The 22,065-nt window shown below is 32.1% G+C and carries 23 protein-coding genes; 13 read left to right on the top strand and 10 right to left on the bottom strand.

What is annotated here, in order from left to right; translation table 11 throughout:
* Nucleotides 1–2 precede the first annotated feature (2 nt).
* Together IF125_RS03085 and IF125_RS03080 are read left to right on the top strand one after the other, a co-directional pair.
* Nucleotides 3–1,184: an ABC transporter permease gene (locus IF125_RS03085; protein ID WP_225541469.1), complete on the top strand. Its 1,182-nt coding sequence runs from the start codon at nt 3–5 to the stop codon at nt 1,182–1,184.
* Nucleotides 1,185–1,218: 34 nt separating this feature from the next.
* Complete coding sequence (locus IF125_RS03080) at nt 1,219–3,108, top strand: ABC-F family ATP-binding cassette domain-containing protein (protein WP_171622222.1); 1,890 nt, start codon at nt 1,219–1,221, stop codon at nt 3,106–3,108.
* 39 nt (nt 3,109–3,147) lie between these two features.
* Here IF125_RS03080 and IF125_RS03075 read toward each other — a convergent pair whose 3' ends face one another.
* The gene (locus IF125_RS03075; protein ID WP_188319917.1) at nt 3,148–4,635 is read right to left on the bottom strand and encodes a helix-turn-helix domain-containing protein; all 1,488 of its coding nucleotides are present in this window, start codon (nt 4,633–4,635) and stop codon (nt 3,148–3,150) included.
* A gap of 118 nt (nt 4,636–4,753) precedes the next feature.
* Here IF125_RS03075 and aceB point away from each other — a divergent pair, with 118 nt between their 5' ends.
* The gene (aceB, locus tag IF125_RS03070) at nt 4,754–6,337 is read left to right on the top strand and encodes a malate synthase A (RefSeq protein WP_225541468.1); all 1,584 of its coding nucleotides are present in this window, start codon (nt 4,754–4,756) and stop codon (nt 6,335–6,337) included.
* 67 nt (nt 6,338–6,404) lie between these two features.
* Complete coding sequence (gene aceA / locus IF125_RS03065; RefSeq protein WP_262903646.1) at nt 6,405–7,682, top strand: isocitrate lyase; 1,278 nt, start codon at nt 6,405–6,407, stop codon at nt 7,680–7,682.
* A gap of 156 nt (nt 7,683–7,838) precedes the next feature.
* Here the strand turns inward: aceA and IF125_RS03060 are convergent, their stop codons facing one another.
* Both IF125_RS03060 and arsC read right to left on the bottom strand, forming a co-directional pair.
* Nucleotides 7,839–8,045 carry a hypothetical protein gene (locus IF125_RS03060; RefSeq protein WP_171622226.1) on the bottom strand — a complete coding sequence of 69 codons (207 nt, stop codon included), beginning with the start codon at nt 8,043–8,045 and terminating at the stop codon, nt 7,839–7,841.
* Between the two features lie 47 nt (nt 8,046–8,092).
* A complete protein-coding gene (gene arsC / locus IF125_RS03055; RefSeq protein WP_171622228.1) occupies nt 8,093–8,437 on the bottom strand; it encodes an arsenate reductase (glutaredoxin) in 345 nt (114 codons plus the stop codon).
* A gap of 39 nt (nt 8,438–8,476) precedes the next feature.
* Here arsC and IF125_RS03050 point away from each other — a divergent pair, with 39 nt between their 5' ends.
* The 5 genes from IF125_RS03050 to IF125_RS03030 are packed head-to-tail and all read left to right on the top strand — an operon-like array spanning nt 8,477 to nt 13,388.
* Entirely contained in the window at nt 8,477–8,884 is a 408-nt protein-coding gene (locus tag IF125_RS03050) for a DUF6146 family protein (RefSeq protein WP_221411932.1), read from the top strand.
* A 33-nt stretch (nt 8,885–8,917) separates the two neighbouring features.
* A complete protein-coding gene (locus tag IF125_RS03045) occupies nt 8,918–9,316 on the top strand; it encodes a hypothetical protein (protein ID WP_171622229.1) in 399 nt (132 codons plus the stop codon).
* A 42-nt stretch (nt 9,317–9,358) separates the two neighbouring features.
* Entirely contained in the window at nt 9,359–10,459 is a 1,101-nt protein-coding gene (prfB, locus tag IF125_RS03040; RefSeq protein WP_188319916.1) for a peptide chain release factor 2, read from the top strand.
* Between the two features lie 20 nt (nt 10,460–10,479).
* On the top strand, nt 10,480–11,847 hold the full coding sequence (trkA, locus tag IF125_RS03035) for a Trk system potassium transporter TrkA (protein WP_171622233.1): 1,368 nt from the start codon (nt 10,480–10,482) through the stop codon (nt 11,845–11,847).
* Nucleotides 11,847–13,388, top strand: coding sequence for a TrkH family potassium uptake protein (locus tag IF125_RS03030; RefSeq protein ID WP_188319915.1), 1,542 nt, complete (start codon nt 11,847–11,849; stop codon nt 13,386–13,388). The genes trkA and IF125_RS03030 overlap by 1 nt, the downstream gene beginning before the upstream one ends.
* On the opposite strand, the gene IF125_RS03025 is transcribed toward IF125_RS03030, so the two are convergent.
* The gene (locus IF125_RS03025; protein ID WP_225541467.1) at nt 13,385–14,359 is read right to left on the bottom strand and encodes a glycosyltransferase family protein; all 975 of its coding nucleotides are present in this window, start codon (nt 14,357–14,359) and stop codon (nt 13,385–13,387) included. The genes IF125_RS03030 and IF125_RS03025 overlap by 4 nt on opposite strands.
* On the bottom strand, nt 14,360–15,184 hold the full coding sequence (locus tag IF125_RS03020; RefSeq protein WP_225541466.1) for a UDP-2,3-diacylglucosamine diphosphatase: 825 nt from the start codon (nt 15,182–15,184) through the stop codon (nt 14,360–14,362).
* A 92-nt stretch (nt 15,185–15,276) separates the two neighbouring features.
* On the opposite strand from IF125_RS03020, the gene IF125_RS03015 reads away from it, so the two are divergent.
* Nucleotides 15,277–15,489, top strand: a complete 213-nt coding sequence (locus IF125_RS03015; RefSeq protein ID WP_225541465.1) for a heavy-metal-associated domain-containing protein — start codon at nt 15,277–15,279, stop codon at nt 15,487–15,489.
* A 62-nt stretch (nt 15,490–15,551) separates the two neighbouring features.
* On the opposite strand, the gene IF125_RS03010 is transcribed toward IF125_RS03015, so the two are convergent.
* Nucleotides 15,552–16,367, bottom strand: coding sequence for a T9SS type A sorting domain-containing protein (locus IF125_RS03010; protein WP_225541464.1), 816 nt, complete (start codon nt 16,365–16,367; stop codon nt 15,552–15,554).
* A gap of 141 nt (nt 16,368–16,508) precedes the next feature.
* Nucleotides 16,509–17,900 (bottom strand): dihydrolipoyl dehydrogenase, encoded by a 1,392-nt coding sequence (gene lpdA / locus IF125_RS03005; protein WP_225541463.1) that lies wholly within the window; start codon nt 17,898–17,900, stop codon nt 16,509–16,511.
* Between the two features lie 87 nt (nt 17,901–17,987).
* On the opposite strand from lpdA, the gene IF125_RS03000 reads away from it, so the two are divergent.
* On the top strand, nt 17,988–18,338 hold the full coding sequence (locus tag IF125_RS03000) for a hypothetical protein (protein ID WP_225541462.1): 351 nt from the start codon (nt 17,988–17,990) through the stop codon (nt 18,336–18,338).
* A 29-nt stretch (nt 18,339–18,367) separates the two neighbouring features.
* On the opposite strand, the gene IF125_RS02995 is transcribed toward IF125_RS03000, so the two are convergent.
* The gene (locus IF125_RS02995; protein WP_188319909.1) at nt 18,368–18,574 is read right to left on the bottom strand and encodes a hypothetical protein; all 207 of its coding nucleotides are present in this window, start codon (nt 18,572–18,574) and stop codon (nt 18,368–18,370) included.
* 91 nt (nt 18,575–18,665) lie between these two features.
* Between IF125_RS02995 and IF125_RS02990 the strand changes: the two genes are divergently transcribed.
* A complete protein-coding gene (locus IF125_RS02990) occupies nt 18,666–19,271 on the top strand; it encodes an alpha-ketoglutarate-dependent dioxygenase AlkB family protein (protein WP_188319908.1) in 606 nt (201 codons plus the stop codon).
* A gap of 9 nt (nt 19,272–19,280) precedes the next feature.
* On the opposite strand, the gene IF125_RS02985 is transcribed toward IF125_RS02990, so the two are convergent.
* Together IF125_RS02985 and IF125_RS02980 are read right to left on the bottom strand one after the other, a co-directional pair.
* Nucleotides 19,281–19,853, bottom strand: a complete 573-nt coding sequence (locus IF125_RS02985) for a hypothetical protein (protein ID WP_225541461.1) — start codon at nt 19,851–19,853, stop codon at nt 19,281–19,283.
* Nucleotides 19,854–19,916: 63 nt separating this feature from the next.
* Nucleotides 19,917–20,681 carry a M15 family metallopeptidase gene (locus IF125_RS02980; RefSeq protein ID WP_225541460.1) on the bottom strand — a complete coding sequence of 255 codons (765 nt, stop codon included), beginning with the start codon at nt 20,679–20,681 and terminating at the stop codon, nt 19,917–19,919.
* Between the two features lie 51 nt (nt 20,682–20,732).
* Here IF125_RS02980 and IF125_RS02975 point away from each other — a divergent pair, with 51 nt between their 5' ends.
* Complete coding sequence (locus IF125_RS02975) at nt 20,733–22,019, top strand: hemolysin family protein (RefSeq protein ID WP_225541459.1); 1,287 nt, start codon at nt 20,733–20,735, stop codon at nt 22,017–22,019.
* Nucleotides 22,020–22,065 lie beyond the last annotated feature (46 nt).

Here is a 22,065-nt window from a genome sequence, read left to right as displayed (position 1 = left end):
TAATGAAAACAATTTTTCATTTAATTATACGAGAGTTCAAACTTTTCTTCAAGAATCCTGTTTTACCCATTTTATTCTTGGGTGCGCCTATCATGTATGGTGTTTTGATTGGAAATGTCTATAAAAAAGGAAATGTAACTGATTTACCAATTATTGTCGTTGATGAAGATCGCACAACAACAAGTCAAAAAATTATTCAAATGTTAGATGAAAATGAATCGGTTCACGTAGCCGAAATTTTAGCATCTACATTCGACTCTAAAAATAAAGCATTAGCAATCGGAGCAGAAATAGTCGTTGTGATTCCTCGCAATTTTCAATCCGATGTACAACAAAAGAAATTGCCCGAAATTACATATTTCGTAAATGGATCAAATACTTTAACATCCAACACAGCTGCTATTGCTGTAACAACAGTATTATCTACTATGAAAGCAGGAATTTCAATTGAAACAGCTCGAAAACAAGGCGTACCAGAATATATAGCGACTCAAAGTTACGAACCATTCAAATCAACTATGATTCGACAAAATATACGCAGTGGAAACTACTTATATTTTATGCTTCCTGGTGTATTACTAACTGTATTGCAACAAGTTTTATTATTAGGATTAGCGCTTTCTTTTGCATCAGAATTTGAAAATAAAACATTCAACACCTTAATTTCAAAATCATCCAATCCATTTACACTATTATTTACCAAAACATTTCCATATCTAATCATGTCGATTTTCATTTTCATACTATACTATTGCTTTGGAATGTTTTATGACATGAAATTAGAAACAGAATTTTGGCCTTTCTTCTCTTCTACTCTTGCCTTTATTTTAGCTGTTTGTTTTATGGGATTTTTAGTCAGCATCTTACTTCCAAGCCAACTAAAAGCTACAGAAGTCTTGATGGTCGTGGCTACTCCAAGTTTCATTTTAAGTGGATTTACTTGGCCATTGAGTCACATGCCAAAATGGATACAAACAATTGCAGATGCCATTCCATTAACGCATTATCTCAAAATATTTCGTATTCTTTTTATCGAAAAAGGAGATCCAAGGTTAATTCAACCACATTTAAATAATCTAATTATTATAGGAAGTATTTGCTTTGTCTTATCTTTGGCTCTCTTAATCGTTAAAATAAGAAAAGCTAAACAGTCGATCAAGCAAATCGAAACAGAAAAGATTTAGTTTCTTTTTTAACTCATAAAACAGATAATAAACCATGAATTTTCTTACAGTTGAAAATCTAACCAAATCATACGGAATCCGAACACTATTTAAAGATGTTAATTTTCATGTCAACGAAGGAGACCAAATCGCATTCGTAGCCAAAAATGGAAGTGGAAAATCTACTTTACTTAAAATTTTAGCTGGATTAGAAACAGCCGATTCTGGTGAAGTTCGCCCAAACAAAGGGGTCAAAATTTTAATGTTAGACCAAAGTGATGATTTCGACGAAAATTTAAAAGGTGAAGAATATATTTTTAATCATTCGAATGAAGTATTAGATGTTGTTCGTCAATATGAAAACATGATTGAGAATGACCCAACAAATCCAGAATTAGTTGATTTAATGGGAAAAATGGATGTCTTAGATGCATGGAAAGTTGAACCGACAATCAAAGAAATTTTATCAAAATTGAAGATTGATTTCTTGGGTCAAAAAATTGGAAAGCTTTCTGGTGGTCAACGTAAACGTATTTCTTTAGCAAAGTTTTTGATTGATTTGAGTTTCGAAACAGGATATGTTCTTCTAATTTTAGATGAGCCTACCAACCACTTGGATATCGAAATGGTCGAATGGTTAGAATATTTCTTAAACAAAGAAAACAAAACCTTGATTCTTGTTACACACGACCGTTATTTCTTAGATGCTATATGTACCAAAATTTTAGAAATGGAGGACAAAACATTGTATGTACATTCAGGAAATTACGAAACCTATATTACAAACAAAGCATTGCGTATCGAAAATCAGAACGCAACAATTGATAAAGCAAAAAATCTTTACCGCAAAGAAATTGAATGGATGCGTCGTCAGCCACAAGCGCGAACAACAAAATCTAAATCTCGTATTGATGCTTTTTATGATACAGAAAAAGTTGCCAAACATAAAATTGTCGATCAAAAAGTAAAATTAGAGATGGTCATGACGCGCTTAGGTCAAAAAATCATCGAGATGGAACATGTTTCGAAAGCATTTGGTCAAAAGAAAATTTTAGATGATTTCTCGTATATTTTTGCACGTGGTGGAAAAATCGGCTTAGTCGGTAAAAATGGTGTAGGTAAAACTACTTTCTTGAAAATGCTTGAAGGAATTGAACCTGCTGATAGTGGCGTTATTGAACGTGGAGAAACTTTAAATATCGGACATTTTAAACAAGACGGAATCGACTTTAAACAAGATGAGCGTGTTATAGAATTTGTAAAAGATATTGCAGATTTCTTTCCTCTTGCAAATGGAAAGGAAATGCGTGCTGAACAATTCTTAGAAATGTTTTTATTTACGCCAGAACAACAACATACTCATATTTCTAAATTAAGTGGAGGAGAGAAAAAACGCCTTCAATTACTGGCTATTCTGTACAAAAATCCAAACTTCTTGATTTTGGATGAGCCTACAAATGATTTGGATTTACCGACATTAACTGTTTTAGAAAGTTTCTTAGAAGATTACCAAGGTTGTTTATTAGTCGTTTCCCATGACCGTTATTTTATGGATAAAGTGGTTGATGAATTAATGATTTTTGAAGGAGAAGGAAAGGTTTCTCGTTATATGGGAACATACACTGAATACCATATCGAGAATAAAAATAAACCTGAAATTGACGATAATAAAAGTGAAAAAGTAATCGCAACTCAAGATAAAATTGAATCTAAAGAAAAGATCAAAGAAACAAAACCTCGAAAGTTATCGTTCAAAGAACAACGAGAATTAGAAGAAATTAATAAATCTTTACCAATTCTTGAGGTTAAAAAGGAAGAATTAACAAATTTACTTTCAGATCCTAATTTAAGCTACGATAAAATTGCTACAATTGGAGATGAACTACAAAAAATTGTGGACGAAATTGAAGAAAAAGAATTTCGTTGGTTAGAATTAAGCGAATAAAAAAAGGAACTTAAAGTTCCTTTTTTTATTTTTCATATTTTATTTACTTTGTTTTTTTATAAAATCATTAATGGTAACATTTAAACGTTTGTTACGAATATCTTTTTCAAAACGAATTGGTTCAGCAGCTCTTTCAGCACAATCTTTCATTCCACAGTTCTCACACGTTACCGCCACTTCTTTTACTGGAATAGAAGGATCGTTCATAAATTTAATTTTACGTTGAGCCGATTTATATAAAACACCTATCGTTACACTTCGTAAATAACTTGGATTAAATGGATCTTTTGTCGCTGAAGAAATTACATAATATTTTTGATTATTATTGAATGGATACAACGAAATCTGAGCAGAAATTGTATGCTGATCTTCTGGATTATTTTCTAATTCTTTCAACACATTCAACGAAACCCAACGTCGACAATAATGTTCATCTGTTTCATTTGCTTGAGGCGATTGTTGTTGATTAAGATGTAATTCTTTGGTTAATTTAAACGAATTAGAACCCGCTTTAGTTGATAATCGCAAAAAGAATAAATCGCGAATATTGAAATGCTTCGGTAATAAATTAGTCATTCGTTGATATACAGTTTCTGGTGATTCGGTATATTTCCCTAAAATTTCTTGAAATTTAGACAAATCATGGTGCTCCACAGCAAATAGATCTTTCATATCCGCCAACAGTTTATCTTCAGGTAACAATAACGCTCCCGCAAAATAAGAAGCATAAAAATTATTCAACAATTGATCAAAATTGTCAAAACTAGCCCAAGAAAAAGTATACAAACGCTCCTTTAAATCTAAATAATTATACCCTAATTCTTTTGCTAAAATAAATCGTTTCTGATCGTTATCCGAAATCGAATTGATATACAATAATTTTTTATCCTTGATATAAATCGAACGGAGTTTAGCTAAATCTTTTCCTTCAAAATGGTCAAAATCTTCATAAACAATTGTATAATTAAACTCTTCTTTTAGAATTTCTTCCATGGTATCATTCGATACAAAACCATCATAATCAACTAAATATTCTTGTAAAAAACTTTTTGCAGCCTTTTCTATATCTGGAAAATAATTGTCGTTTGCTTCCTGAAAAGAACGCAAAGAAGCTAAGAAAAAACTTTCTCGTGTCAAATTATAATTATTCCCTATTTCGATCAAGGTTGATATAAATGCATTCACCTTCATAGGTGCATTCGAAATGATCTCAATTAAGTCTCTTTCTTCTATACCAAACAACTCTAATGGTATTTCTTGTAACAAATTAGATTGTAAAATTTCAGCAACTGGCGCCAAATTTTTATCTAATTTTAATGAAACTATCTCATCGTAAGGTATTTCCAAAGCCTCTGCAAGCAATACTATTTTATCAGTTTTTGGATATTTTTTACCTTTTTCGATCTCATTTAAATAAGATTTCGAAAGCCCTGTTAACTTAGATAACTTAAACAATGACAAATCTTTAGCAGTTCTAACTTGCTTTAATTTTAATCCAAAAATTAATTTAATGTATTCTTCTTGCATAATTTTTTCAAAAATATTTGGTAAATGTAAACGAATTTTTATAATTTAGCGAACGTTCGCTGGAAGTAAAATTCCGCTCGAATGACCAAAACCAAAATTACAACAAAAACACAAAAAAATGGATACTATTACAAGTGAATTAAAATTATCGCACAAAGTGCTGGATAGTTATCCAGACATTTTGACAAATGAAGCTATTACATTTTTGACAGCTTTACACAAAAAATTTAACGATAGACGATTAGAACTATTGGCTGAAAGAAGCGAAAGACAAATCTTTTTTGATTTAGGAAATTTCCCATCTTTTCTTTCAGAAACAAAGGATATCAGAAATAGCGATTGGACAGCCGCTCCTATTCCTGAAGATTTACAAGATCGTCGCGTTGAAATAACTGGTCCTGTTGACCGTAAAATGGTAATTAACGCCTTAAATTCTGGTGCTAAAACCTTTATGGCTGATTTTGAAGATAGTAATTCTCCTACATGGGATAATAACCTTCAAGGACAACAAAATTTAAAAGATGCAATAAATGGTACAATTTCTTTCGAATCGAAAGGAAAAATGTATCAGTTAAATAATAAAACGGCAGTTTTAATGGTTCGTCCAAGAGGACTGCACCTTAATGAGAAACATGTTGTAATCAACAAGCAAGAAATATCAGGCTCACTATTTGACTTTGGTTTATATTTTTTCCATAATGCACACACGTTACTTTCCAAGCAAAGTGGGCCTTATTTCTATCTCCCTAAATTAGAACATCATGCTGAAGCCGCATGGTGGAATGATGTTTTTGTATTTGCACAAGATTATTTAGGATTAAAACAAGGAACAGTTAAAGCAACTGTATTAATTGAAACGATTACAGCAGCATTTCAGTTAGATGAAATTATTTATGCGTTAAAAGATCATATCGCAGGACTAAATTGTGGTCGTTGGGATTATATCTTTTCTTATATCAAAAAATTCAAAAAACATCCGAACTTTATTGTTCCAGATCGTTCGCAAGTTACCATGACTTCTCCTTTTATGGCAGCTTACTCGCAGGCTGTAATTCAACGTTGTCATAAACGAAATATACATGCAATTGGAGGGATGGCTGCTCAAATTCCGATTAAAAATAATGAGGAAGCAAATCAAGCAGCATTCGATAAAGTAAAAAATGATAAACTGCGCGAGGTTAAAAATGGTCATGATGGAACATGGGTTGCACATCCTGCATTAGTAGAAATTGCACGAAATGTTTTTGATGAATATATGCCTCAAGCAAACCAAATTGATAACAAACGTGAAGACGTTTTAACTACTGCCGAAGCATTGTTAGAACTTCCTAAAGGAACAGTTACTGAACAAGGTATTAGAGAAAATATCAATGTTGGCATTTTATACCTTGAGAGTTGGTTAGCTGGTCGTGGAGCGGCTGCATTATACAACCTAATGGAAGATGCTGCGACTGCAGAAATATCACGTACACAGGTTTGGCAATGGTTACGTCAACACATCACGTTAGAAGACGGATGCGAATTTAATTGTGATAAATATAAAAAATTAAGAGCCGAAGAGGTTCAAAAAATAAAAGAATTAGTTGGAGAAGAAAACTATAAAAACGGAAAATATGAATTAGCAATTCAGATTTTTGACGAATTAGTTTTATCTCACAAGTTTACAGAATTTTTAACATTAGAAGCCTATAAGTATATCTAAAAGCACACTATAACCCAAGAAACACACAACACACATACACACACAAACAAAACACAAAAACACAATTATGAGCAATCAAGAAAGAATTCAGAAAATTCAGCAAGATTGGGCTACCAATCCACGTTGGAAAGACGTTACTCGTCCTTATACGGCAGAAGATGTTATTCGCCTGAGAGGTTCTTTGGACATCGATTACACTTTAGCAACTATGGGAGCGAAAAAGCTATGGGAAGGTTTAAACACTAAACCGTTTATGGCTGGACTTGGCGCTTTGAACGGTAATCAGGCAATACAGGAAGTTCAAGCTGGCTTAGATGCAATTTATCTATCAGGATGGCAAGTAGCAGCAGATGCAAATCTTTCTGCTGAAATGTATCCAGATCAATCGCTTTATCCAGCTAATTCTGTACCGATGGTTGTAAAACGTATCAACAATGCTTTACGTCGTCGCGATGAAATTCAGTCCGTAACCGAACAAGGAAACATTGATTATATGGTTCCAATTGTTGCAGATGCAGAAGCTGGTTTTGGTGGAAATTTAAATGCTTACGAATTAATGAAGCAAATGATTGAAGCTGGAGCAGCAGGCGTACATTTTGAAGATCAATTGTCTTCTGCAAAGAAATGTGGGCATTTGGGCGGAAAAGTTTTAGTTCCTACCCAAGAAGCAATTAACAAATTAGTTGCTGCACGTTTAGCAGCTGATGTTTGCGGAACGCCAACTTTATTAGTTGCAAGAACAGATGCGGAAGCAGCTAATTTAATTACATCTGACATTGACGAAAGAGATCAACGTTTTATACTTACAGGAAGTCGAACTTCTGAAGGATTTTATAAAGTAAAAAATGGTTTAGAACAAGGAATTGATCGCGGATTAAGTTATGCAGCATACGCTGATTTGATTTGGATGGAAACATCAAATCCAGATTTGGGAATGGCAAGAGAATTTTCTCAAGCAATTCGAGAAAAATATCCTAATCAATTATTAGCTTACAACTGTTCGCCATCATTCAACTGGGCTAAACATTTGACAGAAGCTAAAATGGAGACGTTCCGTGAAGATTTAGCTGAAATGGGATATAAATTCCAATTCATCACATTAGCAGGATTCCATGCCATGAACACATCAATGTTCGAACTTTCAAGAGCTTATAAAGCAAAAGGAATGGCTGGATACTCGCAATTACAAGAACGAGAATTTGCGTTACAAGAAGAAGGTTTTGCAGCCGTAAAACATCAATCTTTTGTTGGAACTCAATATTTCGATTACGTACAAAATACCGTGCAACAAGGTATTTCGTCTACTACGGCTATGGCCGAAAGTACGGAAACCGCACAATTCTAATACATACTTTTCAATAAAAAGGACGTACCGCAACTACGTCCTTTTTTCATTTTATTCACTTTTTTATAAGTTAACACATAATCAACTTTAATAATCCGATTAAATAAATTAATAGCTATGAATACATTTTTTTAATTATTCAGCCAAGGAATTAAATTATTGATTAGCGTTCAACTTTTTCTCATATCTCTTGCGAATATATTCGGCAGCTAATGTAACAGCAATTCCACCAACTATTCCATATACCGACCGTTTACCAAAAAATTTTGCCACAGTAACACCAGTTGTAGCCGCTGTTGCTAATAATCCTATTTTGGTATTTTTCTCTCTTCGGTTTTTTATAAATTTATCTAAAACATTCATCGTTAATTGTTTAATTTTATAAAAACTAAACAATTATCAAACCAAATTTACTTTATAAAATCCTCTACTAATTCTTTTGGTCGTCCAACTACTCCACTTTTTTCATCAATTACAATCGGTCTTTGAATTAACTTTGGAAATTCTATCATTGCGTTCAAAACCTCATCTTCAGACAATTCTTTGCCTTTAAAATTAAGTTTCCATTCCTCTTCATTTGTTCTTACAATGTCTATTGGTTTCAAACCTAACTTCGTCAAAATATCTTTTAATTCTTCTTTTGTTAGAGCTTCTTTTAAGTACTCTCTCACTTCAAAATCTTTTCCAGATTCTTCCAAAACTTTCATCGCTTCTCTACTTTTTCCACAGCGTGAATTATGTAAAATCGTATACATTCTCGTTATTTTTTAGTAAATTTAATCAAATTAAAAATTATGAAAAAGCTATTTTTATTAATATGTCTTCCTCTCCTATTTTTTGCGTGCACTACCAATCAAACATCCCAAAATTCTGTTGCAAACAATGATGAAAATTCTCTAAAATTTGAACCTAATGAAGATGGAGATTATGATATTGTAGTTTTTGATCCTCAATACGACATTTACCTTAAAACAGTTGCTTTGCCTAAAGAATATTATTCAAAATCATATTACGAACAAAAAAATCGTCAATATGTAATGATTTGGAATCAACGTCACATGCAACCTTTTGTTTATAACCCTGATTTATACGCGGTTAGTATAGATTTAGATCCTACAATTGATTATGGATTAGAGTTTGAATATAAGTTATTTAACTTTTTCCGATTTATTGAAAGTAAATATCGTGTCAGAATTAGATAATATCGTTTATTTTTGTAGCCTAATTTTAGAAAGATGAACGATTTTTCAACCACTATATACAATCAAATTATAGAAACCATGCCTGATTTGGCAGGACTTCATAAAAAAGATACTGAGTTATTAGAGTTTCATATCGAAAATGAATATAAATCATCCTTTGGAGATTTATATATTCAGACTTCAGAAGATGATAAAATTTGGATTAGATCTACTTTTCCTTTTACAACATACGAAGTGGACTCTGTTGAAGAACTTTTGTATATTATTGAAGGATTATTATTTAACGTATTATTTTGGGTAATCAGTTACGAAGATAACGATTGGGACGATACATTCTTAATTCTAAAAGATCAAGAAATTAAAACAGAACAAGGCTTTACTTATAAAATCCTTTCGTGGAATGGAAAAGATGATAAAGTGATTAATGCTTAAACTCGTACCTATAAAATCTCCTATTTTTATACATTTGCAATTATGTTTAACAACGAATTACTAAAAGACATCCAAAAACGTACGCAGGATTTGCACGAATATTTGGAAATCGAGCAAAAAGAAATCGAAGTTCAGAACGAAGAAGAACATGCAGCTTCACCTGAATTTTGGAATAATCCCAAAGAAGCGGAAGCTTTTATGAAAATTTTGCGTGGAAAAAAGAAATGGATTGAAGAATACCAAACCATTGCAAATGCGGTAAACGATGTAGAAGTTTTAGTAGAATTTAACCGCGAAGGTGAAGTGACAGATGAAGAAGTGACGGAACAGTATAATGTTGTCACAAAACTTTTAGAAGATATCGAATTCAAGAATATGCTTTCAGAAGAAGGAGATAATCTTGGAGCTATCTTACAAATCACTGCTGGAGCTGGTGGTACTGAATCATGCGATTGGGCATCAATGTTAATGCGTATGTATTTGATGTGGGCCGAAAAACATGGGTACAAAGTAAAAGAATTAAACTTCCAATCAGGTGATGTTGCAGGTGTAAAAACAGTGACATTAGAAGTTGATGGTGAGTTTGCATTTGGCTATCTAAAAGGAGAAAATGGTGTACATCGATTGGTACGTATTTCACCTTTTGATAGTAATGCTAAACGCCACACAAGTTTCGTTTCGGTTTATGTTTCACCGATTGTAGATGATTCTATCGAAATTGAAATCAGTCCAGCTGATATCGAGTTACAAACATCTCGTTCTGGTGGAGCTGGAGGTCAAAATGTAAATAAAGTAGAAACTAAAGTTCAATTAACCCATAAACCTACAGGAATTGTAGTTGTTTGCCAAGTTGAGCGTTCACAATTAGCAAACCGTGAACGTGCGATGGAAATGTTAAAATCTGAATTATACAAAATAGAATTAGACAAAAAAATGGCTGCTCGCAACGAAATTGAGGCAAATAAAATGAAAATCGAATGGGGTTCTCAGATTCGCAACTATGTGATGCATCCATATAAATTAGTAAAAGACGTCAGAACAGGAACAGAAACAGGTAACGTGGATGCTGTAATGAATGGAGAAATTGACGAATTCTTAAAATCGTTCCTTATGTTAATGGGACAAAAAGAAACGTCTAAATAATTATATCCTAAATTTCTTTCATGAAAATATTAATCGGAGGTGCTGGAGAAGTTGGTTTTCACTTAGCAAAATTACTTTCCAACGAAATGAATGACATCGTCATCATGGACATGGACAAAGACAAATTGTTGATGATAGAAAACAGTTTGGATGTAATGGCTTATCGAGGCGATATCACTTCTTTCAAAGCTTTACGAGAAGTTGGAATTGATGAAATAGATATTTTTATATCAGTTACTCATCTCCAAAATACAAATCTTACAAGTGCTTCAATCGCAAAAGATTTAGGTGCAAAACGCACTTTAGCTCGAATTTCGAATCCCGAATTTTTGTACAAAGAAAATCAATTTTGGGTGCAAGGTATGGGAATTGATGCGCTTATTAGCCCCGAAAAATTGGCTGCTGACGAGATTTATTCCCTTGTTCAACAATCTGCTTTTAATGCCATGCATCCATTTGCAAATGGTCAATTATTTATGGTTGGAACCGTTTTGGATGCGGATTGTAAAATTTTGGACAAAAAATACAAAGACATGTATTTGACAACAAAAGGTGGTGAAGACAATCTTTTGATGCCAATTGCTATTATTCGAAGCAACGAACGTGGCGAATACAAAACCATTATTCCAGAAGCTGAAACTGAATTTTACATTGATGATCATGTCTATTTTATAGTCAAAAAAGCAGGTATTTTAGAAACTTATAAAATTCTTGGCAAAAAACAAGAATATTACAAAAATGTAATTGTACTGGGAGGTGGAAGTATTGGAGTTAAAGTTTCTAAACTTTTAAAAGATAATAAACACAATGTTAAATTATTGGAAATCAACCGAAACAAAGCATTTGATTTAGCCGACGATTTAAATAATATATTAATTATAAATGGTGATGGTCGAGACGGAGAATTGTTATTAGAAGAAGGAATTTCAGATTCTGATGCATTTATTGCCGTTACTGGAAGTTCTGAAACCAATATTATGTCGTGTTTATTAGCAAAATCTAAAGGTGTTAAAAAAACAATTGCTTTAGTCGAAAATATCGACTATATTCATCTTAGTCAAGAAGTTGGAATCAATGCTTTTATCAATAAAAAACTTTTAACAGCTGATAGCATTTTCCGTTATATTAGACAAGGATCTGTGATGGATGTAACAGGTATTTCGGATTTAGATGCGGAAGTCTTAGAGTTTAGAATTCATGAAAATTCTGAAATTGCAAATAAATCCGTTTCTGATTTCCCTTTTAAAGAAGGTGCTATTATTGCAGGAATTGTTCGTGGAAATGAAGGGTCTATTCCAACTAAAGATTTCATTATCGAACCTAAAGATCATGTGGTTGTTTTTAGCCAAGCGAATTTTATTCCAAAAGTGACCAAATATTTTAAATAATGAAATCGCTTAACATCAAAGTAATCCTGAATCTTTCGGGTGTTTTATTATTATTAAATGCACTTTTCATGTTTATTTCAACATGTGTAAGTGTTTATTTTAATGACAATTTAATCTACCCTTTTTTACTATCGGGAAGTTTAGTGGGATTAGGAGGTACTGCAATGATGTATTTTACACGAGACAGAAGAAAACACATCAATAAACGCGAAGGCTATATTGTGGTTTGCGTGGGATGGCTTTTCTTGATTCTTTCTGGCTGTTTACCTTATGTCACCTCTTTGATATTATTGCCAAACAATCATATTATCAACGAAAATTTTAGTTTTGTCAACATCATTTACGAAACCGTTTCAGGTTACACTGCTACCGGAACTTCGATTTACGATGATGTAGAAAATCTGCCTAAAAGCATTTTATTTTGGCGAAGTACAACCAATTGGATTGGCGGAATGGGAATCATCGTTTTGACAATTGCAATTTTACCATTTCTTGGAATTGGCGGTCGACAGCTCTTTATGGCAGAAGCACCCGGAATTTATACCGATAAAATCCATCCACGAATTACTGAAACTGCTAAAAACCTATGGTTAGTATACTTAGGTTTAACTGCTTTTTTTGCTTTGTTGCTTTATTTTGGAGGAATGAATTTATTTGACGCTGCAAACCATTCGATGAGTGTGATTGCAACAGCGGGTTTTTCGACCAAAAATGAGGGATTAATGTATTGGAATGACAATGTTTTTATACAATATGTTCTAATTGTCATGATGTTTTTGGGCGGAACTAATTTTGCATTAATCTATTTATTAATCAAAGGACAATTTAAAAAAGTATGGAGTAACGAAGAGTTTCGCTGGTGGGTTGGCTTACTTGCAGTCGTAACATTTATAGTTTTCGTTGTATTATTTTTTAATATTTATCCCAATTATTCCATCGAAACCTATTCTTGGTCCAACTTAGAACACTCATTTAGAAGTTCCTTATTCCACGTCGTTTCTATCGCTTCCACAACTGCTTTAGCTATGGAAGATTATACCAGTTGGTTAACCGTAACCACGTTAATCTTTTTCTCTTTATTCTTTATTGGCGGTTCAGCAGGTTCTACTTCAGGTGGAATCACAGTTATTCGACACGTTATTTTATTAAAAAATAGTTGGATAGAATTCAAACGTATTTTACATCCAAACGCAATTATTCCTGTTCGTTACAACAATCGATCACTGAATCAATCCATCGTTTTCCACGTCATGGCATTCTTCGTTATGTTTATGTTTACATGGATTGTCAGCTCTATTTTATTTGCGCTTTTGAATTATGGTATAACTATGAGTTTCCAAGATATCTTAGCTTCATTAACATTAACGGCATCCACTTTAGGAAACGTTGGTCCTGGAATCGGCGAATTTGGACCAGGAACTTCAATGAATTCTTTGTCTGATAGTGCAAAATTATTGTGTTGTTTTTTAATGATTTTAGGACGTTTAGAACTTTATACCATCTTAATTTTATTCACACCTGCATTTTGGAAAAATAATTAAATAATAGCTTCTAACATAACATTTTGAATAATCTTTTCTGTTTGATCAGGAAAATATATATCAATAATTTTACTCGAATCAACCCAACGCTGAAGTTTTTCGATATTCAAATCATAAGAATAATCAACCTCTAATCTTTTCAATGCTACACAATTACACAATTGTTCGTACTGACCTTTTATCGGGATTACAAATAGTTTCTTTTTTAAATAGATACTTTCAGCAGGTAATTCGAAGCCAGCACCGCACAAAATACCTTTACAATTTTCGAGAGCTTTTGTAAAAAGTCGTTCATCAATAGGATAAATTTCAACATTAAATTGCTTAGAAATTTGTCTAATAAAAGGTGAAAACACTTTCCATTTAGAATCTTTAATAAACGATAATTTTTCAATGATTTCTGAAGGATGAAAACTTGGTAAATAAACCAAATAATAATCTTCTACTTTTGGATTGAGCATTCGAATTTTATCTCGGATAATGGGCAAAAAAATAGAATCATTGTATGCTTCGAAATGAAAACCATACTGTTTAGTGGTTGGTGCATAGTATTTCAAAATTGTTTCACCTGTTTTATTCTTCACCTTAGGCGTTTCATCAAATAATAATGACGCTTGATGACTTAAACCTATACAAATTTTCTTTTTCTTACGAGCTGAATGAGCTGTAATTGGCTCAAAATCGTTAATAATCAAATCATATTGCTCTATTGGAAAATGATTCACTTCTTTCCAAAATGATTTAAAGCTATTTTCTTTCAATATTTTTTTATACGAAACTTTTCCGACTTGATTATAAAACAACGATAGCCCCTTATGATGTTTAAATTGATAATTTTCGAGTTGCAATTGCGAATTAGAACCACTCACAAAAACGTCTAAATCTCCGTATTCTTCGAGAATGGGTAATATTTTTTGCGCACGAGCCAAATGTCCATTTCCTGTCCCTTGTAAAGCATATAAAATTCTCATTTACTTCTTATTAAGAATAGAAACAATCAACTCATCTAATGAATAATTAAATTCGATTTCTTCTAAATTTTGCATCAAAATATCGTGATGTTCTTCAAAATAAAATACAGACCAGTTTCCATCTACACACTCTAAAGCCGATAAATTCTCGATCCAATCACCCGAATTCATATAAACACAACTACCTTTTTCTACTATAACGTGACGCATTTGTGGTTGATGAATATGTCCACAAATCACATAATCATATTCGTTTTCTATGGCAAGTTCAGCAGCTGTTTGTTCAAAATCATTGATATGTTTAACTGCTTTTTTAACTGAATTTTTAATTTTTTGTGACAAAGAATAACGTTCACGACCAAAAAACTCTAAACATTTATTGATAAAATAATTGAATTGTATTAATTTATCATATCCCCAACCTCCTAATTTCGCAATCCATTTCGAATGTTGAATCGAAGCATCAAACACATCTCCATGAAAAATCCACGCTACTTTATCACCTTGTTTCAATATAAATTTATCAGTTAACAGAATATTCCCAAAATGCATAGTCGAAAATTTACGTAACAATTCATCGTGATTTCCTGTAATGTAAACAATTGGAATTCCTCTCTCTGAGAGGTTTATCAGGTAACTGATAATTTGAAAGTGAGATTCAGGAAAATAACTTTTCTTAAAATTCCAAATGTCTACGATATCACCATTTAGAATTATTTTTTTTGGGTTGATGGATTGAAGGTAGGCTAATAATTCTTGAGCCTTACAACCAAAAGTTCCTAAATGTACATCAGAAATTACAACAACATCAAGATTACGTTTCATAGATTTTTATTTAAATATCCAAATCAAATATTACTTGAACGTTTTTTTAATCTTATGAAATCTTTATAAATTTGAATTTAAATTGTAAAATTATGAACGAAATAAAATTCAAAACAAATATAAATTGTGACAGTTGTATCAAATCTGTGAAACCTTTTTTAGATGAAGCTGTTGGAGAAAATAACTGGAAGGTCGATACGACTGACGAAAGAAAAGTGTTAACTGTAAATACAACTGAGGACGAAGAAGAAATTGTGGAAGCTGTAACCGATGCAGGTTTTAAAATTCAGAAAATAGAGGAATAAAATAAAAAGGGATTCAGTGAAGTACTGAATCCCTTTTTTTATTAATTAAAGAATATGAATTCTTATTTTTTAACTACTTTTTGAGTAGCTGTTTTCCCATTAGAAGTTGTTTTAACAATGTAAATTCCTTTTGCTAAAGAAGATACATCAACTGTTTGAACTCCTTTCACTTCAAAAGATTTTACTAATTGTCCGTTCATGTTGTAAACTTCTACAACCGATTTTTCTTTTACATTAAAAGAAGCTGTATTTGTCCATAAAGTATTAGAAACTGCTTTCGTTGAAATTAAATCATAAACATTCATATTAACATCCCATAATTGGATATTGTCTATATCAAGAGCATAATCAACTTCTTTACCTATTTTTAAAGAAAAAAAGTCTTTCTCTATATCAGCAATATTTAAATCTGTTTTATCCGTTAAATCTAATGTTACTTTAACCCAATTTCCATTTGTATCAATTAAACCACCATATTGATTATTTGCAGAAGAAACAACTTTTAAATCCGAAGTTAAATCTCCTACATTATACGCATAATAACCCGATCCACTTTTATAAACATTCAATGACAATGATTTTCCAGCTGTCCCTTTCACCCAAAACGTAATTTCTTTAGGTTGTGCAGAAACAGTATTTCCTAATCTTGAAGTAAAAACATAATCATTTTTACTAGTATTTGTAGTAATATTTAAAGAATTAGATCCATCTACCCCTTTACCAACTCCTTGAACAGCATAAGATTGTAAACCATATGAATTTACTCCACTTGTAAACTCAGTCCAATCTTCAAAATCAGCTCCTGGTATAGCGTTAACTTGAGCGTAAGATAAGGTAGATAATGCAGCAACTGCTACCAAAGAATAGAATTTTTTCATATTTATTAATTTTAAATTATTTTAACGCAAAGGTACTTAAAAAAAGTAAATTAATCTCAATCTATAATAAATTAACAATTTAGTAATAATAAAAAAAGCAGCTTTATAGCTGCTTTTTAACTTATATTATTATTTTTCGTTTTAGATATGAATTGCATGTCCATAAGCATCTTCAACAGCTTCCATTATAGCTTCTGCCATTGTAGGGTGAGCATGTACAGATTTCATAATCTCGTGTGCTGTTGTTTCTAATTTACGTGCAACAACTGCTTCTGCAATCATTTCCGTAACACCATCACCAATCATATGACAACCTAACCATTCTCCATATTTCGCATCAAAAACAACTTTTACAAAACCATCAGCAGCACCATTTGCTACAGCTTTTCCATTTGCTGAGAATGGAAATTTACCAACTTTAACTTCGTAACCTGCCTCAATTGCTTTTGCTTCTGTCAAACCAACAGATGCAATTTCTGGTGAACAATATGTACAACCTGGGATATTTCCGTAATCAATAGGTTCTACTTTTTCACCTGCAATATGCTCCACACATAAAATTCCTTGTGCTGATGCTAAGTGTGCTAAATCTGCTCCTTTTACAACATCACCAATTGCGTAGTATCCTTTCACAGAAGTTTCACAAAAATCGTTAATTACAATTTTACCTCTTTCTGTAGCGATCCCTACTTCTTCTAAACCAATACTTTCTGTATTTGGAACAACACCAGCTGCAGATAAAACAACTTCTGCTTCAAGAACTTCTTCTCCTTTTGAGGTTTTAACAGTCGCTTTTACTAAATCGCCAGATGTATCAACACCTGTAACTTCTGCATTGGTTAAAATTTTAATTCCAGATTTTTTCAAAGACAATTGCAATTGTTTTGAAATATCTTCGTCTTCAACAGGAACAATTCTTGGTAAATATTCTACAATTGTTACCTCTGTTCCTAATGTATTGTAGAAATGAGCAAACTCAACGCCAATTGCACCAGAACCTACTACAATCATAGATTTTGGCTGTTTTTCCATTGCTAAAGCACCGCGGTAACCAATAACTTTTTTACCATCTTGTGGCAAAGCAGGTAATTCACGAGAACGTGCTCCAGTTGCAATAATTATATTTTCTGAAGATAATTCACTAACAGATCCATCTGCAGCAGTAACTTTTACTTTTTTACCAGGTAAAACTTTTGCTTCACCTTGAATCACTTCAATTTTGTTCTTTTTCATTAAGAATTGAACTCCTTTACTCATACGATCTGCAACTCCTCTACTACGAGCAACTACATTTCCAAATTCGAATGATATATCTGAAGGCAAGTTAATTCCGAAATCTTCTGCATGGTTCAAGTATTTAAAAACTTGTGCAGATTTTAATAATGCTTTTGTAGGAATACATCCCCAATTAAGGCAAATTCCACCTAATTCCGCTTTTTCTACGATTGCTACTTTTTTACCTAATTGTGCTGCTCTAATTGCTGCTACGTATCCACCAGGACCACTTCCAATAACTATAATGTCGTAACTCATTTTTTCCATAATTTGAATGCTAATTTAAACATTCTGCTTCGAAAAAAAAGGAATTCCAGAAAATAGATCAAAATTTCTTACTTTTGCATGGTGAAAATATTCTTTGAAAATTACGCTGACGACTTACAAGTCGAGACTGAATTACCTTTGGATGGTAGCTTGTCTCAAGCTATCGAGATTTTTCATAACCTACCAGATTATGACGGAAGTTTTATTGGTTTGATTAATCGAGATGGGAATACTGTTCAAATTTCGAAATATGATCGATTTCTATTTTTAGTAGAAATACCTGTCTATCATGAACAGGCTTCATATTCTACATTGTTTACTTATTTTCAAGTAAAGCAATTATTACACGATTTGTACAAAGGATTTGATCCTTACAACATTAAAGGACTAAAATTTGAACAGTATTTAAGTGAAAAAGCAACGAAATAATCGTTGCTTTTTTAGCTTAATCAGATTCATTAATTCGCTAAATCAGAATATTTTTTTCGAGATACATTTATACGAATTAATGCATAGATTAAAGAAATTACGGCTAAGGTATAGGTAACTTGTATTAACAAATCTGCTATATCTACTTTTAACTTTTTTAAATATCCAGCTATGAACACTAAAATAAAGCTAATTACACAAACAAAAATCGGATGTTTAACATAAAAATTTCTCATATTTAACCAAAATTTAACTTTTATAAAAATATATTTTTTAAAAATTTCCAATTATTATCAAATAAATATTTTTAAACATTTGTTTTCGCTTGTGAACTTATTCAATGACTTATATACTGCTGAAGAGAATTTATTGCCACAAGATGGTACAGTAAATTATTTTGGTCAAATTATGACTGATGAACAAGCGGATCTTTATTACAACAAATTACTTCATGAAATTGAATGGAAAAATGACCAAGCAATTATTTACGGAAAACTGATTGAAACAAAACGTAAAATAGCATGGTATGGTGACTTTCCTTTTACTTACACCTATTCTAAAATCACTAAAATTGCATTACCTTGGATTACTACTTTACTCGAGTTAAAGAAATTGGTTGAACATAAAACTGGTGAAACTTATAATTCGTGTTTAGTCAATTTGTATCACGATGGATCTGAGGGAATGGCTTGGCACAGTGATGACGAAAAACAATTGAAACAGTATGCCGCTATTGCGTCTTTAAGTTTTGGTGCAGAAAGAAAATTTGCTTTCAAACATAAAGCAACCAAAAAAGTAATTGCTCTACAGCTTGTAAGTGGAAGTTTATTAATTATGAAAGATGAAACGCAAGATTATTGGTTACATCGCTTACCGCCTACAAAAAAAGTACATACTCCTCGAATTAATTTAACGTTTAGAACGATTGATTAATCGCAATAATTAGTTCAGTTTCGCTATTTTAGAATGATAAAACACTACACTTAGTTGATTAAATTTATTTAAAAACGAATCATTAAAATTGTTCAAACTTATAGATTCTAAATCAATTTTAGTTTTTAGCGTAGGTAGAGTGATTACTTTACTTGAAACAGAGTCTACACTATTCCATTTTGCTACAAGTTCTTTTGTCGAAACCAAGAAAAATGTTTCACCATTTTCTTTTGTCAAATCAGCACAAACAACCGTACGCTTTATTGCTGCCAATTCTATTCTTCTTGACTGACGATTATAACGGAAATAAGACACAAAAGTCGCATTCCCAATCGTATTTGTCATTTTAAACCCTTTTTTTGTTTCTTCAATTCTCGCATTTGGGTCCAATTCAACAAACGTTAAACTGCATTGTTTCTCATAATCAGAACTAGATAAAATAAATTCTATTCGTTTCGTTTCGAAATTAATGGATACTTTATCAAACTTTCCATCACCGTCAAAATCTTTCACAACAAAGCCTTTTGCAAAAATCATCAGATTCGTGCTAAAAAACAATGCTATAAAAAATAATAACCTCATCAAACTAAACCGTTTTATTTTACCTAAAGATACCACAAAAAAAGCTCCAAAAAGGAGCTTTAACTATTTTATAACAGGATTTATATCAAGTATATTTTCTGTTCGATATTTTTCAATAAAATCATCTGTAAAATTCTCGCTTCCTAACAATTTATTTTCTTGTAAAATCTTCTTGATATCAAGTTTTTTATACGCTTGTAACATGGGTTCTGAAATAGATTTATACGTAAAATGCCAAGGTTCATACTTAAAACCTTTTCGTGATGCTTCATTTGTATAGACCAAATAAAAACCATATTTAGAAGCATTTTCATCCAACCAAAGTTTAAATTTTCGCATTGATCCTCCTTCGTTAAAATGCTTTTCATTCAATGGATCAGCGGGAATTCCACGTGTTCCATCAATTATATCCAAATCAGTTCCCCAATGGTGACGAGATGTACCAGGAATAGTTGAATACTCGATGATTTTTTCGATATTTTGTTTTGCTCCAATTTTTTTGGCTTGATTGGCTCGATATTTTCGTTCCCAAATGCCATTTTGGTACGTATAATTTCTGTAACTCGAAATCACGTGTATTTTAAAGCCAGCTTTCAAGGCATCAGCCTTCATCAATTCAAACTGCTCTGCAACTTCTGGCAACAGTTTATATCCTTTTCCAACCATCGTTGGATTCCCTTTTCCAATTAAATCAGCTGTTGTAAAAGTTGGAGTTATCGTATCATTTTCTATGGAATTTTGTTCGTTGTTTCCAAACGCACAGCCTACATTCAACAAGAATACAAGTAAAATTAAATAAGAGAATTTTAAAATATTAAATTGAGACATTATGATCGGTATTGGTTTTTGGTTTATTTTTATCAAAATTATAAAATAAAAGTGGAGATTATTATAATAATTGTATTGATTTTATTGAACGGAATTTTTTCAATGTCAGAAATGGCTCTTGTTTCATCAAGAAAATTTAAGTTAGAAAATCAAATGAAGAAAGGAAGTTCTGGTGCAAAAACTGCTTTGGAATTGGCTGAAAATCCAAACAAATTTCTTTCGACTGTACAAATCGGAATTACCTTAATCGGTATATTATTAGGGGTTTTTTCTGGTGACAAATTAACGGCAGATTTAACGAGTTTTCTAACGAATATTACCTTTCTTGCACCCTATGCCAAAACTCTTTCTCCAATTATTATGGTGGTAATTATTACCTATTTTTCGATTGTCTTTGGCGAATTATTACCAAAACGATTGGGAATGAAGTTTCCCGAAACCGTTTCAACCATCGTTTCTAAACCAATGAAATGGTTATCTGCTATCACCTCACCTTTTGTTTGGTTACTTACGGCTACAAATGATTTTTTCTTGAAACTCTTCGGTATTAAAGATGATGGTAGTGAAGTGGTGACAGAAGAAGAAATTAAAAGCATTATCAAAGAAAGTACAGAAGGTGGTGAAATACAGGAAAAAGAACACGAAATCTTAGAACGTGTATTCGAATTGGGAGATCGACGCGTGAACACATTGGCTACACATCGTTCGGAAATTGCCTCATTGGACATTTCAGACGATTACGAAAAAGCACGTGCTAAAGTCAAGAAAAACAAATATTCTGCTTATCCTGTTACCAAGAATAATAACTTAGACGAAATCGTTGGTATCTTAAAATTAAAGGATATGTTTGGCGTAAGTAAAGAAGATTTTACCCTAAAAAAATACATACACAAGCCTATATTTGTCAACGAAAATTCGTTTAGTTATCCTTTATTGGAAATGTTACAGAACTCGCAAGCACATTTTGCAATTATTTTAGATGAATATGGTACGACTGCAGGAATAGTTACTATAAATGATATTTTAGATGAGTTGGTTGGAGATACGCCAGAAAGCCAAAACGAAGATTATGAAATCGTAGAGCGCGAAGATGGCACATGGCTAATTGATGGACAATTTTCGATTTATGAATTCGAAAAATTCTTTGAAATTGATATAGACGAAGAAATTGAAAACCGCTATGTAACTGTTGCCGGAATCTTTTTAGATAAATACGAAACCATTCCAAATGTAGGAGATAAAGTAGAAGTAGATGATTTAACACTCGAGATTGTAGACAAAGATGGCAACCGAATTGATAAAATATTAGCCTATCGAAAATGTGAAACGTATCAATAATAGAATTTACAACTTGCATAAAACAAAATATCTCAACCTATGGATT

Origin of the sequence: Empedobacter stercoris (assembly GCF_020281205.1) — a bacterium.
GTDB classification, from domain to species: Bacteria; Bacteroidota; Bacteroidia; order Flavobacteriales; family Weeksellaceae; genus Empedobacter; species Empedobacter stercoris.
Note: the sequence above shows the minus strand (reverse complement) of the source record. Positions and strands in the feature narration are given on the sequence as shown.

What these genes read in the sequence shown, in the direction of transcription:
- IF125_RS03085 (WP_225541469.1), top strand. Translation starts at nt 3, where the DNA reads ATGAAAACAATTTTTCATTTAATTATACGAGAGTTCAAACTTTTCTTC.
- IF125_RS03080 (WP_171622222.1), top strand. Translation starts at nt 1,219, where the DNA reads ATGAATTTTCTTACAGTTGAAAATCTAACCAAATCATACGGAATCCGA.
- IF125_RS03075 (WP_188319917.1), bottom strand. Translation starts at nt 4,635, where the DNA reads ATGCAAGAAGAATACATTAAATTAATTTTTGGATTAAAATTAAAGCAA.
- aceB (WP_225541468.1), top strand. Translation starts at nt 4,754, where the DNA reads ATGGATACTATTACAAGTGAATTAAAATTATCGCACAAAGTGCTGGAT.
- aceA (WP_262903646.1), top strand. Translation starts at nt 6,405, where the DNA reads ATGAGCAATCAAGAAAGAATTCAGAAAATTCAGCAAGATTGGGCTACC.
- IF125_RS03060 (WP_171622226.1), bottom strand. Translation starts at nt 8,045, where the DNA reads ATGAATGTTTTAGATAAATTTATAAAAAACCGAAGAGAGAAAAATACC.
- arsC (WP_171622228.1), bottom strand. Translation starts at nt 8,437, where the DNA reads ATGTATACGATTTTACATAATTCACGCTGTGGAAAAAGTAGAGAAGCG.
- IF125_RS03050 (WP_221411932.1), top strand. Translation starts at nt 8,477, where the DNA reads ATGAAAAAGCTATTTTTATTAATATGTCTTCCTCTCCTATTTTTTGCG.
- IF125_RS03045 (WP_171622229.1), top strand. Translation starts at nt 8,918, where the DNA reads ATGAACGATTTTTCAACCACTATATACAATCAAATTATAGAAACCATG.
- prfB (WP_188319916.1), top strand. Translation starts at nt 9,359, where the DNA reads ATGTTTAACAACGAATTACTAAAAGACATCCAAAAACGTACGCAGGAT.
- trkA (WP_171622233.1), top strand. Translation starts at nt 10,480, where the DNA reads ATGAAAATATTAATCGGAGGTGCTGGAGAAGTTGGTTTTCACTTAGCA.
- IF125_RS03030 (WP_188319915.1), top strand. Translation starts at nt 11,847, where the DNA reads ATGAAATCGCTTAACATCAAAGTAATCCTGAATCTTTCGGGTGTTTTA.
- IF125_RS03025 (WP_225541467.1), bottom strand. Translation starts at nt 14,359, where the DNA reads ATGAGAATTTTATATGCTTTACAAGGGACAGGAAATGGACATTTGGCT.
- IF125_RS03020 (WP_225541466.1), bottom strand. Translation starts at nt 15,184, where the DNA reads ATGAAACGTAATCTTGATGTTGTTGTAATTTCTGATGTACATTTAGGA.
- IF125_RS03015 (WP_225541465.1), top strand. Translation starts at nt 15,277, where the DNA reads ATGAACGAAATAAAATTCAAAACAAATATAAATTGTGACAGTTGTATC.
- IF125_RS03010 (WP_225541464.1), bottom strand. Translation starts at nt 16,367, where the DNA reads ATGAAAAAATTCTATTCTTTGGTAGCAGTTGCTGCATTATCTACCTTA.
- lpdA (WP_225541463.1), bottom strand. Translation starts at nt 17,900, where the DNA reads ATGAGTTACGACATTATAGTTATTGGAAGTGGTCCTGGTGGATACGTA.
- IF125_RS03000 (WP_225541462.1), top strand. Translation starts at nt 17,988, where the DNA reads ATGGTGAAAATATTCTTTGAAAATTACGCTGACGACTTACAAGTCGAG.
- IF125_RS02995 (WP_188319909.1), bottom strand. Translation starts at nt 18,574, where the DNA reads ATGAGAAATTTTTATGTTAAACATCCGATTTTTGTTTGTGTAATTAGC.
- IF125_RS02985 (WP_225541461.1), bottom strand. Translation starts at nt 19,853, where the DNA reads ATGAGGTTATTATTTTTTATAGCATTGTTTTTTAGCACGAATCTGATG.
- IF125_RS02980 (WP_225541460.1), bottom strand. Translation starts at nt 20,681, where the DNA reads ATGTCTCAATTTAATATTTTAAAATTCTCTTATTTAATTTTACTTGTA.